General features: G+C 72.4%; 11 protein-coding genes. 3 read left to right on the forward strand and 8 right to left on the reverse strand.

What is annotated here, in order from left to right; all coding sequences use genetic code 11:
* The first annotated feature begins 170 nt into the window (after window positions 1-170).
* On the forward strand, window positions 171-6,278 hold the full coding sequence (locus ACFT2C_RS13430; RefSeq protein ID WP_377207567.1) for an Ig-like domain-containing protein: 6,108 nt from the start codon (window positions 171-173) through the stop codon (window positions 6,276-6,278).
* 51 nt (window positions 6,279-6,329) lie between these two features.
* Here the strand turns inward: ACFT2C_RS13430 and ACFT2C_RS13435 are convergent, their stop codons facing one another.
* Both ACFT2C_RS13435 and ACFT2C_RS13440 read right to left on the reverse strand, forming a co-directional pair.
* A complete protein-coding gene (locus ACFT2C_RS13435) occupies window positions 6,330-7,091 on the reverse strand; it encodes a DUF899 domain-containing protein (protein WP_377207618.1) in 762 nt (253 codons plus the stop codon).
* Between the two features lie 213 nt (window positions 7,092-7,304).
* The gene (locus ACFT2C_RS13440) at window positions 7,305-8,291 is read right to left on the reverse strand and encodes an aldo/keto reductase (RefSeq protein WP_377207568.1); all 987 of its coding nucleotides are present in this window, start codon (window positions 8,289-8,291) and stop codon (window positions 7,305-7,307) included.
* A gap of 150 nt (window positions 8,292-8,441) precedes the next feature.
* Here ACFT2C_RS13440 and ACFT2C_RS13445 point away from each other — a divergent pair, with 150 nt between their 5' ends.
* Together ACFT2C_RS13445 and ACFT2C_RS13450 are read left to right on the forward strand one after the other, a co-directional pair.
* Window positions 8,442-9,611 carry an epoxide hydrolase family protein gene (locus ACFT2C_RS13445; RefSeq protein ID WP_377207569.1) on the forward strand — a complete coding sequence of 390 codons (1,170 nt, stop codon included), beginning with the start codon at window positions 8,442-8,444 and terminating at the stop codon, window positions 9,609-9,611.
* A gap of 46 nt (window positions 9,612-9,657) precedes the next feature.
* Entirely contained in the window at window positions 9,658-10,656 is a 999-nt protein-coding gene (locus ACFT2C_RS13450; RefSeq protein ID WP_377207570.1) for an aldo/keto reductase, read from the forward strand.
* 67 nt (window positions 10,657-10,723) lie between these two features.
* Here the strand turns inward: ACFT2C_RS13450 and ACFT2C_RS13455 are convergent, their stop codons facing one another.
* The 6 genes from ACFT2C_RS13455 to ACFT2C_RS13480 form a co-directional block, all read right to left on the reverse strand.
* Window positions 10,724-12,214: an aldehyde dehydrogenase (NADP(+)) gene (locus ACFT2C_RS13455; RefSeq protein WP_377207571.1), complete on the reverse strand. Its 1,491-nt coding sequence runs from the start codon at window positions 12,212-12,214 to the stop codon at window positions 10,724-10,726.
* A gap of 141 nt (window positions 12,215-12,355) precedes the next feature.
* Window positions 12,356-13,357, reverse strand: a complete 1,002-nt coding sequence (locus tag ACFT2C_RS13460; RefSeq protein ID WP_377207572.1) for a proline racemase family protein — start codon at window positions 13,355-13,357, stop codon at window positions 12,356-12,358.
* Between the two features lie 71 nt (window positions 13,358-13,428).
* The gene (locus ACFT2C_RS13465) at window positions 13,429-14,355 is read right to left on the reverse strand and encodes a dihydrodipicolinate synthase family protein (RefSeq protein ID WP_377207573.1); all 927 of its coding nucleotides are present in this window, start codon (window positions 14,353-14,355) and stop codon (window positions 13,429-13,431) included.
* A complete protein-coding gene (locus ACFT2C_RS13470) occupies window positions 14,352-15,884 on the reverse strand; it encodes an FAD-dependent oxidoreductase (protein ID WP_377207574.1) in 1,533 nt (510 codons plus the stop codon). Before ACFT2C_RS13470 ends, ACFT2C_RS13465 begins: the two co-directional genes overlap by 4 nt.
* Complete coding sequence (locus ACFT2C_RS13475) at window positions 15,881-16,213, reverse strand: (2Fe-2S)-binding protein (protein WP_377207575.1); 333 nt, start codon at window positions 16,211-16,213, stop codon at window positions 15,881-15,883. Before ACFT2C_RS13475 ends, ACFT2C_RS13470 begins: the two co-directional genes overlap by 4 nt.
* Window positions 16,210-17,472: an NAD(P)/FAD-dependent oxidoreductase gene (locus tag ACFT2C_RS13480; RefSeq protein WP_377207576.1), complete on the reverse strand. Its 1,263-nt coding sequence runs from the start codon at window positions 17,470-17,472 to the stop codon at window positions 16,210-16,212. Before ACFT2C_RS13480 ends, ACFT2C_RS13475 begins: the two co-directional genes overlap by 4 nt.
* Window positions 17,473-17,545: the final 73 nt, after the last annotated feature.

Here is a 17,545-nt window from a genome sequence, read left to right on the forward strand (position 1 = left end):
TAGCGCCGGCCCGACCGGGAGTGCGACGGCGGAAAGCCGGGCACGAACGCGCGTCTTTCGGCGACAATTCACCTGCTCCCTCGGTACGCTCCTCTCGTCATGCCTGTGCGGCAACCGGGCGACATTCCACGGTGGAGTGCTCCTCGTTGGAGATGATCTTGGGAGGACGCATGAGCCTGCTCGCGCGCGTGTCGGAGAACCGCCGGACGGCGGCCTCGGTGGGTGTGGTGGCTCTGTTCGGCGCGGGACTGGTCGGCTTCGCCCTGTGGTACGACGGCGAGGCGACGGCGGACGTCCAGCTGAACGACTCGGGCGTGTGGGTGACGCAGGTGGCCTCGGGCAAGCTCGGCCGCTTCAACTACGAGGCCAAGGCCCTCGACGGCGTCCTGCTGGCGAACTCGAGCAGCTTCGACGTGGAGCAGGACGCCCAGCGTGTGCTGCTGGACAGCAGCAGCGACTCGTCGGCCAGCCCGGTCAACCCCGCGCTCCTGGCCCTCGACGGGACGATGAAGTTCCCGCCGGGCGCGAAGGTGGCCGCGGGCGGCGCGACGACCGCGGTGTACGACGACGAGACCGGCCGGCTGTGGGTCATCCCGTTCGACGGCGCCGTCGCGTTCGACGAGAAGGAGCTCAAGCCGACGCTGAAGGCCGGCAAGGGCGGCGAGCTGACGGTGAGCAACGAGGGCACGGTGTTCCTCGCGGTGCCGTCCGAGGGCAAGCTCCACACGATCCCCACCGGCGAGCAGGGCGGCGCCGAGGATCCCGAGGAGTCGGATCTTCCGCTGGACGCCGACGCCGACGTGCAGATCTCCGCGGTGGGCGACGAGCCGGTAGTGCTCGACACGTCGACCGCGACGCTGGTGCTGCCGGGCGGCGACACGGTCGAGGTCGAGGACGGCGCGCAGGCCAGGCTGCAGCAGCCGTCCGACGACGCGGACAACGTGGTGCTCGCCACCACCAAGGGCCTCGTCTCCCAGCCGCTCGGCGGCGGGATCGCCACCATACGGACGGCTCCCGACGCGGCCGGCGCGCAGCCCTCGGAACCCGTGCAGCTCGGCGGCTGCACCTACGGCGCCTGGTCCGGTTCGGGCCAGGTCGTCCGCGACTGCCCCGAGCTGGACAACGACGTCGAGCAGGTGCTGGAGGGCGTGGACGCCGAGGCGAACCTCGTCTACCGGGTGAACCGCGACGTGATCGTGCTGAACGACATCAACGACGGCACGCTGTGGATGGCGGCCGACGAGTTCGAGCTGGTCGACGACTGGGACTTCACCACGCCGAAGGACGCCGAGGGCGAGAAGTCCGAGTCCGAGGAGGCCACCCCGGAGCAGGTCGACCACGTCGTCGCCGAGCGGAACAGGGCCAACCGTCCGCCGAAGCCCAAGCCGGACACCTTCGGCGTGCGTCCGGGCCGGACGACGGTCCTGAACGTGCTGGGCAACGACCTGGACCCCGACGGCGACGTGATGACCGCGTCGGTGCAGGGCGACGTGGACGGCGACATCGGCGTCGACCGCGTGCTGGACGGCGCGGCGCTGCAGGCGAACGTGCCCGCCGACGCGAAGGGCACCACGACTTTCAAGTACGAGGTGGACGACGGCCGTGAGGGCGGCACTGCCACCACGTCGGTGGACGTCAAGGTGGTGCCGCTGGAGCAGAACAACGCGCCCACGCAGTCGGGCAAGCCCGTGCTGCAGGTCGGCCAGGACGGTCTGGCGAGCATCAAGGTGCTGCCGTACTTCAAGGACCCCGACGGCGACGACCTGTTCCTGTCGAACGCCAGCACCGCCGACAAGCTCGACGAGGTCAGGTCCAGGCCGGACGGCACCGTCGAGTTCCGGGACGGCGGCGCGACGACCGGGCACAAGATCGTGGACATCACGGTGTCCGACTCGGCGGGCCTGCCCGTCGAGGGCCAGCTCATCGTCGACGTCGTGGCGACCAACGTGCCGCCGATCGCGGTGCAGGACCACGTCACGGTCCTGGCCGGTGAGCCCGTCACCGTGAACCCGCTGAAGAACGACTCCGACCCGAACGGCGACAAGCTGCGCCTGACGCGCGTGGACGGGCCCAAGCCGGCGACGATCACGTCGAACCAGACGACGGGTACGTTCAAGTTCGAGAGCGACGATCCTGGCTCGTACGACGTCACCTACCAGATCTCCGACGGGCCCAACCCGCCCACGCTCGGCCTCGTGCGCGTGGACGTCCTGACCCCCTCCGACGCGACGGGCTCGCCCGTGGCGGTATCGGACCAGGTGCTGCTGCCGACCGGCGGCACGGCCCTGGTGGACGTGCTGGCCAACGACACGGACCCCGCGGGCGGCGTGCTCGTGGTCCAGGGCGTGGACGTGCCGCCGGGATCGCCGGTGGACGTGTCCGTGCTGAACCACCAGATCCTCAAGGTCACCGAGCTGAAGCGCCTCAGCGGGTCCGTGGTCGTCGACTACACGGTGGCGAACGAGACCGGGACCACCAGGGGCCAGGTGCGCGTGGTCTCCATCCCCGCCCCGGCCCAGCTCCGGCCGCCGGAGGCCGGGCCCGACGTCGTGACCGTGCACGCGGGCGACGTCGTGACCATCCCGGTGCTGAAGAACGACACCCACCCCGACGGCCTGAAGATGACCGTGACGGACGAGCTGCAGGAGGCGCCGAAGCCGTCGGAGGGCGAGGCGTTCGTCTCCGAGAACACCGTGCGCTTCCGGGCCGGCCAGGAGGCGGGCACCTTCCACGCCGTCTACGAGGTGGTGGACTCGAACGGCCAGAAGGACTCCGCGCAGGTCACGATCAACGTGGTGGACACCCCCGAGAACGGCGCCCCGCAGCTGCCGGACATCGAGGCCCGCGTGCTCAGCGAGGGCATCGTGCGGATCCCGCTTCCGCTGGACGGGACCGACCCGGACGGCGACTACGTGACCCTGAGCTCGATCTCGGGCGCGCCGTCCAAGGGCACCGCCACGATCGTGGACGGCTTCATCGACTACAAGGCGTCTGACGCGACGGGCCTGGACACCTTCACTTATCAGGTGATGGACACGCGGGGTGCACCGGCGGAGGGGCTCATCAGGGTCGGCATCGCGCCCGCCCCGGCGACCAACCAGGAGCCGCAGACCGCGGACGACGAGACCACCGTCCGGCCCGGCCGCACCGTGGCCATCGCGGCCCTGGACAACGACTCCGACCCGGACGGCGACCAGATCGGCCTGGTCGCGGGCAGCTTCGAGGGCACCAAGGACCTCAAGCCCAAGGCCGTCGAGGACGACGTCGTAGTCACCGCGCCCGGCCAGAAGGGCGCGTATTCCTTCTTCTACGGGATCCAGGACACGTACAAGGCGAAGGCCACCGGCGCGATCACGGTGAACGTGGACCCGGACGCGCCCCTGCTGCGCCCGGTCGGGCACGACGACGTCGTGACCGCCGACGACGTGGAGGGCTCCTCCAGCGTCACGGTCAAGGTGCTGGACAACGACGTGGACCCGGACGGCGTCGCGGCCGACCTCAAGGTCGCCGTCGACGAAGGGCTCGAGGGCGTCACCGTCACCGACTCGAACGCCCTGGAGATCCAGCTCGGCGAGAGAGCGCAGGTCATCACCTACACCGTCACGGACATGGACGGGCTCGAGGCCAAGGCGTTCGTCCGGGTGCCGGGCGACCAGTCCCGCCCGCACGTCAAGCCCGGCCAGGGCCCGCTCAAGGCGACCAGTGGCGAGCCGCTCACCATCGACCTCGCCGACTACATAGTGGTCCGCGAGGACCACGAGCCGCGGATCACCGTGGAGGACACGATCAAGGCCCTGGAGGGCTCGGCGTCGGCGACGGATGACGACACCGTGGTGTACACGTCGACCGAGGACTACGCGGGTGCGGCGTCGGTCAGCTTCGAGGTGACCGACGGCAAGGGGCCCGACGACGCCGAGGGCCTGACCTCGGTGCTGACGTTGCCGATCGACGTGACGCCGGCGGAGAACAAGCCGCCGAAGATCACCGGTACCCCGGTGCTGAAGGTCGCCGCGGGCGAGGACGCGTCCGTGGACCTGTCGCGGTACGTCAAGGACCCGGACAAGGACCCGCTGACGTTCGAGGTCACCGGCGGCGAGGGCATCACGACGGACGTCTCGGGCGCGACGATCACCGGGCAGGTGGAGCTGTCGGTCGCGAAGGGCACCATCCGGGAGCTGCCGATGACGGTCTCCGACGGGCAGAACCCGCCGGTGCAGACCAAGCTCACGGTCGAGGTCGTGGCCTCCACGCGGGCGCTGGTGCAGACCACCCAGGACGTCGTGACCGACGCCCACCAGGGCGAGGCGACGACCATCCCCGTGCTGGAGAACGACGTCAACCCCTTCCCCGAGGAACCGCTGAAGCTGGTGGGCACGCCCACTGTCGACACGGGTGACGGCAGCCCGTCGTACAGCGGTGACCAGCTCGTGGTGACGCCCGACGAGGACTTCACCGGCACGATGATGGTGCGCTACCGCGTGCAGGACGGCACGAAGGACCCGGACCGCGAGATGGACGGCATCGCGAAGCTCACGGTGCTCGGCAAGCCGGACGCGCCCCGCGCGCCGCGCGTCGAGGAAGTCCGCTCGGAGACCGTCGTGCTGAGCTGGGACCAGCCCAACAACAACGGCGCCGACATCACGGGCTACACGGTGAAGGCCAGCAACGGCCAGGAGCAGCGGTGCGCCACGACGACGTGCACCTTCACCGGGCTGCAGAACAACGTGAAGTACACCTTCACGGTCGTCGCCACCAACGAGGTGGACGACTCGGAGCCCTCACCGGCGTCGCGTGAGGTGCGTCCGGACGAGAAGCCGGACAAGCCCGTTCCCCCGACGCTGGAGTTCGGGGACAGCAAGCTGATCGTCTCGTGGAAGAACCAGGCCTACACGGACCGGTCGGCGATCGAGTGCGTGAACCTGGAGATCAGCCCGCCCCCGGACAACGGCGTGACCCAGAAGACGTGCCTCCAGGGCAACCAGACCACCTGGACCGGGCTGGAGAACGGCACGGCGTACACGGTGCGGGTACAGGCCAAGAACAAGGCTCCGGACCCCTCGGACTGGTCCGACCCGTCGGCGTCCGAGGTCCCGGCCGCGCCGCCCGCGCAGCCGGCGGCGCCGACCGCCACCCGGAAGCCGACGGCCGAGGGCGGCCAGATTACTGTGACCTGGCAGGCCCCGGCCAACAACGGCGACGCGGTCCAGCGGTACTACGTGGCGGTGTTCCAGGACGGTTCGCAGGTGAAGACCATTCAGGTGCCGAAATCCCCGGCGGTCGTCGAGGACCTGAGCACCGACTCGAGCTACCGGTTTACGGTCATGGCCGAAAACAAGGCGGGCAAGTCCCAACCCAGCCCGCAGTCCAACGAGGTGGTGCCGTTCGGCACGCCGGACCCGCCGGGCGCGCCGAGGGCGTCGCTCGGTTCCAACACCAACGGCCAGGCCGACGTGGCGTGGAACCCGACCGCGGACTTCCGCGGCACGGGCGGCTACTACAAGGTCCAGGCCAGCGGCCTGGACGCGAGGGACGACGCCGCGTCGCCGTACACGTACACGGGCCTGAACAACGGGACGTCGTACACGTTCCAGGTGCTGACCTGCAACGCGTACACCTGCTCCGATCCGTCGGCGCCGTCGAACGCGGTGGTCCCGTACACCGTGCCGGGGACCCCAGGCATCACCTATCACCGGTCCGACCCCAAGAACGGATACTTCACGGTGACCGGCCCGAGCAGCAGCGGCGGCCGCGACGTCGACAAGATCGAGTACAAGGTGTCGGGAGTCTGCGGCAGCGGCTGCGCCGGGACGCAGACCACGTGGCCGTTCAACGTCCGCGTGGGTGGTTACTACGACCAGACCTACACGCTGCAGGCTCGTGCCCACAACGCCGCTGGCTGGAGCGCCTGGTCCAGTGCGACTGGCAAGACGGACCCGGAGCCGGTGCCGGAGTTCTCGGTGACATCGTCCGGCGTGTTCGCCGGGTGCTCCAACGAGCGCTGCGAGTACTGGGTCATCAACTGGAAGAACCTGGGCCCCGGCAACCACCAGGTGGCCTGCTGGGCCGGCGACACGTCGAACAACAACGGGCCGTCGTACTGGCATGACATCCACGAGCCGCACCCGACCACCTGGAGCGGCAGCGTCAAGTACAACATCAGCGGCGACAGTGGTTCGCAGCGGATGAGCTGCTACATGGGCGTGAGCTACAACGGCACCGCCGTCGGCGTGCACACCCCCGACAAGCTCTACACGGGCAGCACCTGGAACATCAGCTGAGGCAGGTCCCGCGTGCCAGCGAGCTCGCCGGCACGCGGGGCACGTCAGCCGTCACACCTCGTACTGATCCGGCACCCGCATCGCGGGCCCGCCCACCTGCAGCCCGAGCGGGACGGAGCGCCCCTTCGGCTCCTCCCACTCCTCCTGCCGGCCCAGGGCGGTCAGGTCGAGGTAGGGGTAGCCGTTGTGGAACTCCTCGATGCCGCGGCCGTACGTGGAATAGGTGTGGAACACCTCGTCGTCGACCCGGAGGAACGCGCTGATGCCCGGCAGCTCGGAGTCGTTCATGCTCTCGGTCCACGGCCCGCTGGTCCACGGCGTGCCGGCGTCGGCGAGCTCGGCCTCGGTGCGGAAGTGGAGCTGCACCGGCGCCACCCGGCTGTCCAGGGTGGCGTGGTAGTCGTAGTTGAAGTCGGTGCCGTACGACGAGTACCAGGGGAACTCCCAGCCCATCCGCTCGCGAAAGGCGGCGAGCTTCTCGTACGGGGCCCGCGACACGGCCGCCAGCGTGGTGTTGCGCACGTGGAGCTGCCTCAGCCGGCCGATCCCGTCGGCGGCCGACGAGCAGCTCGCGCACGCCTCGTCCCAGTCCGGGGCGAACATGAAGTGGTGCATCACGAGCTGGGGCCGGCCCTCGAACAGGTCAAGCAGGCTCACCGGCCCGTCCGGGCCCTCGAAGGTGTACGGCTTGTTGACGCGGACCATCGGCAGCCGGCGCCGGTCCGCGTTGACCTGGTCACGGAGCCGGGTCAGCTCCTTCTCCTGCACGAGCAGCTCCCTACGGGCGGCGTCCCACTCCTGCTGCGAAACCACCTCGGGCAAGTTCCCCATCGTCGGCATCTCGGTGACCCCCGGTCCCGTTCCTGCGGCTGGATCTCATCCGTCGTTCAGTCTGGCACCGACCACTGACACCGACCGCAGGCCGACGTAGGTCGAGCTTGCCGAGGCCGGGGGTCTCGACAAGCTCGACCAGCGTGGGGCAGTTCTAGCGCGCGCCGCCCGCCGTCCGCCCGGCCCGGCGCGCGCTCAGCGGCCGACGGCGGCCATGCCCGCGTCGTCGTAGCGGTTGCCGGCCACGCCGAGCCGGGCCACGAGCCCGTCGAGGTCGGCGACGTCGTCGGCGGACAGCGCCACCGTGGTGGCGCCCGCGTTCTCGTCGACCCGCTCGGTGCGGCGCGTGCCGGGGATCGGGACGATGAACGGGCGCTGGGCGAGCAGCCAGGCGAGCGCCACCTGGGCGGGCGTCGCTCCGCGCTGCTCGGCCAGGGCACGCACGTGATCGATCAGGGCCTGGTTCGCCGCGAGGTTCTCGGCCTCGAAGCGAGGCACGCGGGACCGGATCTCCCCCGGCGCGAACGACGCGTCCGGGGAGACGGTGCCCGTGAAGAAGCCCTTGCCGAGCGGGCTGAACGGCACGAACCCGATGCCGAGCTCCGCGCAGGCCGGCAGCACCTCCGGCTCGGGGTCACGCGTCCACAGCGAGTACTCGCTCTGCACGGCGGTCACCGGGAACACGGCGTGCGCCCTCCGGATCGTCGTGGCTCCGGCCTCGGAGAGGCCGAAGTGCTTGACCTTGCCCTCCGCGACCAGCTCCCCCACCGTCCCGGCGACATCCTCGATCGGCACGTCGGGGTCCACGCGGTGCTGGTAGAAGAGGTCGATCGCGTCGACGCCGAGCCGGCGGAGCGAGGCGTCGGCCACCCGGCGGATCTGCTCGGGGCGCGAGTCGGTGCCCTGCATCCGGCCGTCGACGATGTTCCAGCCGAACTTCGTCGCGACGACGACCTGCTCGCGCACCGGCGCGATCGCCTCGCCGACCAGCTCCTCGTTCACGTACGGCCCGTACACCTCGGCCGTGTCGATGAACGTGACGCCCCGCTGCACGGCGTGGCGCAGCACACCGATCATGTCGTCGCGGCTGCCGGGGTTCGGCCCGTAGCTCATCGACATCCCCATCGCGCCGAGGCCGATGGCCGAGACCTCGAGACCCTGGCCGAGCTTCCTGGTGTGCATGGCGCGCTCCTTCTGTCGTCGTCAGTCTGACCGTCGCCTCGAGTCAACGCCCGCCGGGCGCGGCCGGGGAGTCCCTCTCGGTCCGGGTACTGACAGTGCCTGGTTCGGCCGACCGGTCGACGTCGGGCTCGACGACATAGGGTGTTCGCTGTGCCGGACACCCCTTTCGCCCCCGAGCCGTTCGCCCCGCAGACCGCTCCGGAGGAGATCGAGGACCTCCGCACCCGGCTGCGGATGACACGCTGGCCCGACGCTCCCGAGGACGCCGGGTGGTCCCTGGGTATCGATCTCGACTACCTGCGTGAGCTGGTCGCGTACTGGGCGGACGGTTTCGACTGGCCGGCCCAGGAGGCGGCGCTCGCCCGGCTCCCTCGCTTCCGGGCCCAGGTCGGCGGGCTGGGGATCCACTTCGTGCACGCCCGGGCGGTAGCGCCGGCCGGGCCGGTGCTGCCGCTGGTGCTCTGCCACGGGTGGCCTGACTCGTTCTGGCGGTACGCCAAGGTCGTCTCCCTGCTGACCGATCCGGGCGCGCACGGCGCCGACCCCGCTGACGCGTTCGACGTCGTCGTCCCCGACATGCCCGGCTTCGGGTATTCGGACCGGCCCACCGGGCCCCCGCTGAGCTCCATCGACGTGGCCGGGCTGTGGGCCGAGCTCATGCGCGGGCTCGGCTACGAGCGGTTCGGCGCGGCGGGAGGCGACATGGGCAGCCACGTGAGCCGGTACCTCGCGCTCGACCACCCCGATCGGGTCGCCGCCGTACACCGCACGGACGCCGGGCTGCCCGTCTTCGCCGGTGATCCCGCGACCCTCACCGCCGAGGAACGCGCCTGGTTCGCCGAGGTCGCCACCTGGGGCGCCACCGAGGGCGCCTACGGCGCGATGCACCGCACCAAGCCGCAGACGGCCGCCGCCGCGCTCAACGACTCGCCCGCCGGCCTGGCCGCCTGGATCGTCGAGAAGCTCCACGGGTGGAGCGACGGCGGGGTCGACCGCGGCTACACGCGCGACGAGATCCTCACGCTCCTGTCGATCTACTGGTTCACCGGCACGATCGGCTCGTCCATGCGGATGTATCACGCGAACTCGGCGATCCACGCCGGGCAGCTCACGCGCCGGGTCGAGGTCCCGTCGGGGTTCTCGCTGTTCCGCGGCGACGTCGTCCGGCCGCCCCGGGCCTGGCTCGAGCGCACCACCAACACGGTGCGGGTGACCGAGCCCGAGCGAGGCGGGCACTTCGCGGCGTTCGAGGAGCCGGAGCTGTACGCGCGGGAGCTGCGGGAGTTCTTCCGCCCGTACCGCGGCACCGGCGCGGCCTGATGTCCCCGAACAACACCACGTTCCATCCACGACGAGGAGTTATCTGATGCAGCGACGAACACTAGGATCCGGAGCCGCTAGCCTCGAGGTCTCGGCCATCGGGCTGGGCTGCATGGGCATGAGCCGGAGCTACGGCCCCAACCCCGGCAGCCGCGACGAGATGATCGGCGTGCTGCGCGGCGCCGTCGACCGCGGGATCACGCTCTTCGACACCGCCGAGGCCTACGGCCCGTTCGTCAACGAGGAGCTGGTCGGCGAGGCCCTCGCCCCGGTGCGGGACCAGGTGGTCATCGCGACGAAGTTCGGCTTCAAGCTGGACGACGAGGGCCGCAGCGTCGGGACGGACAGCCGCCCCGAGCACATCCGGCAGGTCGCGGACGCCGCGCTGCGCCGGCTCGGCACGGACGTCATCGACCTCTTCTACCAGCACCGCGTCGACCCCCAGGTGCCGATCGAGGACGTCGCCGGCACCGTCGCCGAGCTGATCGACGCCGGCAAGGTGCGGCGCTTCGGCCTCTCGGAGGCGGGCGCCGACACCATCCGCCGCGCGCACGCGGTCCAGCCCGTCACGGCGCTGCAGAGCGAGTACTCGCTGTGGACCCGCGACCCCGAGCCCGAGATCCTCCCGACGCTCGCGGAGCTCGGCATCGGGTTCGTCCCGTTCAGCCCGCTGGGCCGGGGCTACCTCACCGGCGCGCTGAATGCCTCGACGCCGCTCGCCGACGACGACATGCGCACGGGCCTGCCGCGTTTCAGCGCCGAGAACCGCGACGCCAACCAGGCATTCGTCGAGCTGCTCGGCGCCGTCGCCGCCCGCAAGGGCTGCACGACGGCGCAGGTGGCGCTGGCCTGGCTGCTCGCGCAGCAGCCGTGGATAGTCCCGATCCCCGGCACGCGCCGGATCAGCCGCCTCGAGGAGAACATCGGCGCGGCCGACGTCGAGCTCACCCCCGAGGACCTGGGCGAGATCGCGGCCGGCGCCGAGCAGATCGAGGTCAGCGGCGAGCGTTACACCGAGGCGATGCTCCGGATGACGGGGCTGTAGGCCGGCCGGACCGGCCAGCTGACTCGGCGTATCTCCGACGCCGAGTCAGTCCGCCGGACCGGGCGCGTCACCACTCCAGCGATTCGCCGCGCGGCGCGACCGTGCGGGGCACGCCCCAGGGGTTGTCGTCGCGCAGCGGCGGGGGCAGCAGCTCCTGCGGCGCGTCCTGGAAGGCGACGCCGCGCAGGAACCGGCCGATCGCCGCGGTGCCGACCGACGTCCCGTCGGTGGTCGTCGCCGGCCAGGGGCCTCCGTGCTGCATCGCCGGCGTGACCGCGACGCCGGTGGGCCATCCGCCGAGCAGGACCCGGCCCGCGTGCTCGGCCAGCGCGTGCACCAGCTCTGCCGGCCCGGCGTTCTCCCCCGCCCCCAGGTGCAGCGTCAGCGTGAGGTTCCCGGGGAACAGCTCGCCGACGACGCCCGCCAGGTCCGTGCCGTCCGGGTACTCCACGATCACGGAGAACGGCCCGAACACCTCGTCGAGCAGCGCCGGCCCGGCGTCCCGGAGCAGGTCGAGCGGGACGGCGACGAAGGTCGGCGTCGCCCAGCCCTGCCCGTCGTCGTCCCGGCGCAGCCCACCCCGGTGCACCACCCGGACGCCGTCCACGCCCAGCACCTGCGCGACGCGCCGCTCGTACCCGTCGGTGATCGACGGGTTCAGCAGCCGGTGCTCGGGCACCTGCGCCGCGGCGGCGGCCACGACGTCGTCGTACTCCGCACCCTGCGGGACGAGGAGGAAGCCCGGCTTGGTGCAGAGCTGGCCCGCGGACCCGGACACGCTCGCCACGTAGCCGCCCAGCAGCTCGTCCGCCCGCTCGCGCAGCGCCCCCTGAGAGACGAGCACGGGGTTGACGCTGCCCAGCTCGCCGAAGAACGGGATGGGGTCGGGCCGCGCGGCGGCCCGGGCGGCCAGCAGCTGCCCGACCCGCTGCGACCCGGTGAACGCCGCCGCCCGCACCGCCGGGTGCTCGACCAGGGCGGTCCCCGCGTCCTGCGACCTGACGAGCTGCAGCGTGGCGGACGGCAGTCCCGCCTCGACGAGCGCCCCGGCCACGAGCTCGGCAACCCGCTCCGACAGCCGCGGGTGCCCCGGGTGCGCCTTGACGATCACCGGGCAGCCCGCCGCGAGCGCCGCCGCGGTGTCGCCGCCGGCCACGGAGAACGCGAACGGGAAGTTGCTCGCCGCGAAGTTCAGCACCGGGCCCACCGGCCAGAGGGTGCGGCGCAGGTCGGGGCGGGGGCCGAGCACGAAGTCGGGGTCGGCCTCGTCGAGGCGGACGTCGAGGTAGGCGCCGTCGGCCACGACGCGCGCGAACAGGCGCAGCTGCACCTGCGTGCGCTTGAGCTCGCCGCGCAGGCGGGCCTCGGCGAGGCCGGTCTCGGCCTGGGCGGTGGCGACCAGCTCGTCCGCGTGGTCGCCCAGGACGGCGGCCGCGCGGCGCAGGGCGTCCGCCCGCACGCCGGGGTCGACGTGGGACAGCCCCGCGAAGGCTTCGGTGGCCCGGCGGGCGACGTCGTCGACGGTGCGGTCAAGCTCGGGCGCCGCGGTGGCGGTCATGGATCGGCTCCTCATCAGAAGCGGTTCGGGGGCGGGGTCGGACGGCGGTTTCGTGCGGCGGGCTCGGGCGGCATGCTCGGGCGGCGGGCTCGGGCGGCGGGCTCGGGCGGCGGGCTCGGGCGGCGGGCGGGGTAAACAGGATCAGAAGACGAACCCCGTCGGGAACGGGTCGCTCGGGTCGAGCAGGTAGTTGGCGGTGCCGGTCACCCAGGCGCGCCCGGTAATGGTCGGCACGACGGCGGGCACGCCGGCGACCGTCGTCTCGGAGACCAGCCGGCCGACGAACCGGCTGCCGATGAACGACTCGTTGACGAAGTCGGTGTTCAGCCCGAGTTCGCCCCGGGCCCAGAGCTCTGCCATCCGGGCCGACGTCCCCGTACCGCACGGCGACCTGTCGAACCAGCCCGGCCAGATCGCCATCGCGTGGCGCGAGAGCCGGGCGTCGGAGCCGGGGGCGATGAGCTCGACGTGGTGGCACCCCTCGACGCCGTCGAGCTCCGGGTGCTTCGGCAGGGCGGTCTCGTTGATCGCGTCCATGATGGCCAGCCCGGCGGCCAGCAGGTCCTGCTGGCGGGCCCGGTCGAAGGGCAGCTTCAGGTCGTCCAGGTCGACGAGCGCGTAGAAGTTGCCGCCGAACGCCATCGAGTAGGGCACGGTGCCGTAGCCGGGCACCTCGACGACCTGGTCGAGCGCCGTCACGAAGCTGGGCACGTTCTCGATGGTCACGGAGTCGGCGTGGCCGTCGCTGACGGCCACCTGGGCGACCACCACCCCGGCGGGGGTGTCGAGCCGGATCTCGGTGACCGGCTCGACGACGTCGACCATGCCCGTCTCGACCAGGACCGTGGCCACCCCGATGGTGCCGTGCCCGCACATCGGCAGGCAGCCGGACACCTCGATGTAGACGACGCCCCAGTCGCAGTCGGGCCGCGTGGGCGGCTGGAGGATGGCGCCGCTCATCGCGGCATGCCCGCGCGGCTCGTTCATGAGGAACAGCCGCAGCTCGTCCATGTGCTCCATGAAGTAGAGCCGCCGGTCGTTCATCGTGTCGCCGGGTATGGGCCCGACGCCGCCCGTGATGACGCGCGTCGGCATCCCCTCGGTGTGCGAGTCGACGGCTGTGATGGTCCTGCTGGATCGCATGCTCTCTCCTTTTCGTTGAGTGTTGGCTATTTGCGCTGTCGAATCCTTTCGAGGCCGCAAATATCCAGCACTCAGCGGGGGGTGCGGGAGGCGATATAGGTGAGCGCCGCCTCCGTGTCCTTGCGGACCTGGGCTTCGTGCTCCGCCGTCAGCGGGCCGCGCGGCGGGCGGGTGGGACCACCGTAGCTCTGCCCGGCGATGTCGATCGAGAGCTTGATCGCCTGCACGAACTCGGTCCGGGAGTCCCACCGGAACGCCGGCACGAGGTGGCTGTACAGCTCGCGCGCCTCGGCGATCTTCCCCTCGGTGACCAGGGTGTAGATCTCGACGGCCTCGCGCGGGAACGCGTTGGGGTAGCCGGCGAACCAGCCGGTGGCGCCCGCCACCAGCGACTCGAAGAGCAGGTCGTCGGCGCCGGCGATGACGTCGAGGTCGGGGGCCAGCTCCTTGATCTCCAGCACGCGCCGCACGTCGCCGGAGAACTCCTTCACGGCCACGACGTTCTCGAGCTGCGCCAGCTCGGCCAGGATGTCGGGCGTGAGGTCGACCTTCGTGTCGATCGGGTTGTTGTAGATCATGATCGGCAGGCCGACCTCGTTGACGGCGGCATAGTGCGCGATCACCTCGGACCGGTTCGCGCGGTAGAGCGTGGGCGGCAGCAGCAGGACGCCGTCGGCCCCGTCCTCGGCCGCGAGCTCGGCCCAGTGCTTGGCCTGGTGCGAGCCGACGCCGTGCACGCCCGCCACGACCAGCCCCCGGTCGCCCACCGTGGCGACGGCGGTCTGCACCACCTTGCGGCGCTCGTCGTCGGTCAGCGACGAGTACTCGCCCAGCGAGCCGTTCGGCCCGACGCCGCGGCAGCCGTTCTCGATCAGGAAGTCACAGTGCGCGGCGAACCGCTTGTAGTCGACGGCGAGCCCGGCTGGAGCGGACGCGTCCGGCGTGAAGGCGAGGGTGGTGGCGACGATCACGCCGCCGAGGTCGAAACGCTGGTTCATGTCTGGTCTCCTGTGGCTCGGGTTGCTGAGGCTCGGGTTGCTGAGGCTCGGGTTGCTGAGGGTTCGGATGGCGCCGGCTCGGGCGCTGGAAGTCGGGCTGTCGACGGCGGCATTGTCGACGGCATGGCCGCGAGATCACCTAGCCGGACCGGGACCACGAAGGGCCGCCGATCGACGGTAGGCGCAGTGTCAGCCGGCGCAGTACCGGCCGGCGGCGTCGGCCCGTCCAGGAGCTCCTGGAGCGTCCGGCCGCACATCCGAGCCTGGCACGGGCCGAGCCCGGCTCGGCTGGTGAGCTTCACGGAGCGCGTCTCGCGCGACCCGGTCAGCTCGGCCACCTCGCGGATGCGGCCGTAGGTGGTCTCCTCGCAGCGGCAGACGACGGTGTCGTCGCGCAGCCAGCCGACCCACCCGCCGCGGATGCCGTGCGCCGCCTCGATGCGCGCCGCGAAGCCGCGGGCCCGGGACCGTGCGCGCCCGGCGGACCGGGCCGGCCCCGCGGCCGTGTCGCCCCCTGCCGCGGCCGTGCCTGCGACGGCGCCCTCGGCCAGCGCGGCATCCGCCCCGCCGATGCCCGTGATCTCGCCGGCGGCCCACACCCCGGCCACGGAGGTGGCCTGCGCGTCGTCGACGATGACGAACCGGCTCGGCGACAGCGCGCAGCCCGCGGCGATCGCGAGCTCCAGGCGCGGCGTGAAGCCGTGGCTCACGCACACGGCGTCGGCCTCGACCTGCCGTTCCGTCCCAGGCACCGGCGCCCAGCGCTCGTCCAGGCGCGCGACGGTCACCGCCTCGACCTGCCCGTCGCCGTGCGCGGCCACCACGGCCTCGCCGGGCCGCCACGGCACCCGGTGGCGCACCAGGTCGCGGACGTAGCCGGCCAGCTCGCCGGCCTTGCCCGCCGCGCCGGCCAGCTCCCAGGGCCGGCTCAGCCAGCCGCGCACGAGGGCGGCGACCCGGGCCGCCTCGTGCACGCCGACCACGGTCGCGCCGGTCTGCAGCAGCGAGGACGCGACGGGCAGCAGGAAGGGACCGGCCCCGGCGACGACGACGCGCCGTCCGACGGCGACCCGCTCCCCCTTCGCCAGCGCCTGCGCCGCCCCGGCCGAGTAGACCCCGGGCAGCTCCCAGCCGGGGAACGGAAGGGTCCGGTCGTGAGCGCCGGTGGCCAGCACCAGCGCATCGGGTTCGAGCACCCGGGCCTCCCGCCCGACGCCGTCGGGCTCCCCCACCAGGACGTTAAGGCGAACGCCGGCGTCGGCCCGCTCCAGCGACCAGACCTGCGCCGACGGGACGACCGTCACGGCCGGGTGCGCCGCCAGGGCGTCGCGCAGCTCGCCGAACGTCGTCCACCGGTGGTGCAGCAGGTGCTCGCGACCGGCCGGGCGTTCGGCCGGCAGGTGGCGCCAGTACTGGCCGCCGAGCCCGTCGGCGGCGTCGAGCAGCGTGACGCGCGCGCCGGCCTCCGCGGCTGCCCGGGCGGCCGCGAGCCCTGCGGGACCCGCGCCGACGACCACGACGTGCCTCATGCGGTCACCTCCGGATCCCTGCCGACGTCGCCGCCCTGACGGGTCACGACATCGCCGCCCCGCGCACGGCGCAGGCACGCGCGCACGTCGCGCAGGCCGTTGACCTCGACCAGGCAGTCGAAGCACACGCCGATCCCGCAGAAGACGCCGCGCGGGGCGCCGCCCTCGCGGGTGGTGCGCCACTCCCGCCGTCCGGCGCCGAGCAGCACGCCCGCGATCGTCTGCCCGGCGGTGCCGGTGACGGGCTCGCCGTCGACCAGGATCGTCAGCGGGCGGTCGGGTCCCGGCTCGACCAGGTCACGCTCCGCCGGCACACGTCGCGACGTCATATCCGCGCCTCCCCGCGAGCGCCCCCCGACGTGTCAGACGCAGGGGTCACCCCAGTGACCTGTACGTCTGACACGTCGGCGGGACGATGGTTCCGGAGCCCCGGGCGGTCGACGGCGTACGCGCCCGGGTCCACCGCGGGCGCGAGCCCCAGCATCGCGGCGGCGAGCAGGTCGCCCGTCGCCGGGGCCAGGCCGACGCCCGCGCCCTCGTGGCCGGTGGCGAACCACAGCCCGGTCAGCGCCGGGTCGGGCCCGATCGCCGGGAGGTGGTCCGGCATGTAGGGCCGGAACCCGAGGTAGGACCGCATGACGTTGGTCCGCGCGAGGAACGGGAACACCGCCACCGCACGGCGCGCCATCTGGGCGAGCACTTCGGCGCTGAAGCGGTCGTCGAACCCCACCTGTTCCCGGCTCGACCCGATCAGCACGGTCCCGCCGCGCGTCGACTCGATCACCGCCGACGTCTGCAGCTCGGCGCCCGCGGACTGGGTGGCCGCGAAGTAGTCGCCGTCGTACACCTTGTGCCGGATGCGCTGCCCCATCGGGGTGGTCACCAGGACCATCCCGCGGCGCGGCCGCACCGGGATCCAGGAGCCGAGCCGCTCGGCGACCTGGGCCGACCACGGCCCCGCCGCGACGACGACGTCGCCCGCGGGCACGTCGCCCTGGGAGGTGGCGACGCCGGTCAGGCGGCCGTCGGCCCCCAGCAGCGGCCCGGTCACCTCGACGCCCGTGCGGACGACGGCGCCGGCCCGGCGCGCGGACGCGAGCAGCGCCTCGGCGGCGGCAACGGGCTGCACCTGCGCGTCCTGCGGGTAGTACACGGCGCCGACGACGCCGGGCGCCAGGTCCGCCTCCAGCCCGCGCGCCCGCTCGGCGCTCACCTCGACCGCCTCGACGCCGGCCGCGCGCTGCGCGTCGGCGAACCCGCGCAGCCCGTCCAGGCCGTCGGCGGAGGTGACCACGACCAGGCCGCCCTTGGCCTCGTGCTCGATCGACGGGAACCGCGGCCCGAGCTCGTCCGCCAGCTCGTCGGCGAGGTGCGCCCACCGGCCCAGGGACACCTGGGCCAGCTCCAGCTCCGGGCCGGGGCCCTTGTCGGAGACCAGCAGGTTGCCCTCGCCGTGGGCACTGGTGGCGGACGCCGCCGCCCCGCGGTCGAGCACCGTCACCCGGGAGCCCGCCCGCGCGAGGGCGCGCGCGCACGCCGCGCCGACTATGCCGGCGCCGACGATCACGACGTCCGCTGCCACATCCACCCTCTCGTTCGTCTCACTTCGCTGGTCGAGCTTGTCGAGACCCGGGTCCTGCCGAGACACCAGGTCTCGACAA

The organism is Promicromonospora sp. NPDC057138 (assembly GCF_042670845.1).
GTDB lineage: Bacteria > Actinomycetota > Actinomycetes > Actinomycetales > Cellulomonadaceae > Promicromonospora.

Excerpts from the sequence above, each read along its gene's own strand:
- ACFT2C_RS13440 (WP_377207568.1), bottom strand. The coding sequence starts at position 8,291 with ATGCACACCAGGAAGCTCGGCCAGGGTCTCGAGGTCTCGGCCATCGGC.
- ACFT2C_RS13470 (WP_377207574.1), bottom strand. The coding sequence starts at position 15,884 with ATGAGGCACGTCGTGGTCGTCGGCGCGGGTCCCGCAGGGCTCGCGGCC.
- ACFT2C_RS13450 (WP_377207570.1), top strand. The coding sequence starts at position 9,658 with ATGCAGCGACGAACACTAGGATCCGGAGCCGCTAGCCTCGAGGTCTCG.
- ACFT2C_RS13455 (WP_377207571.1), bottom strand. The coding sequence starts at position 12,214 with ATGACCGCCACCGCGGCGCCCGAGCTTGACCGCACCGTCGACGACGTC.
- ACFT2C_RS13465 (WP_377207573.1), bottom strand. The coding sequence starts at position 14,355 with ATGAACCAGCGTTTCGACCTCGGCGGCGTGATCGTCGCCACCACCCTC.
- ACFT2C_RS13460 (WP_377207572.1), bottom strand. The coding sequence starts at position 13,357 with ATGCGATCCAGCAGGACCATCACAGCCGTCGACTCGCACACCGAGGGG.
- ACFT2C_RS13475 (WP_377207575.1), bottom strand. The coding sequence starts at position 16,213 with ATGACGTCGCGACGTGTGCCGGCGGAGCGTGACCTGGTCGAGCCGGGA.
- ACFT2C_RS13430 (WP_377207567.1), top strand. The coding sequence starts at position 171 with ATGAGCCTGCTCGCGCGCGTGTCGGAGAACCGCCGGACGGCGGCCTCG.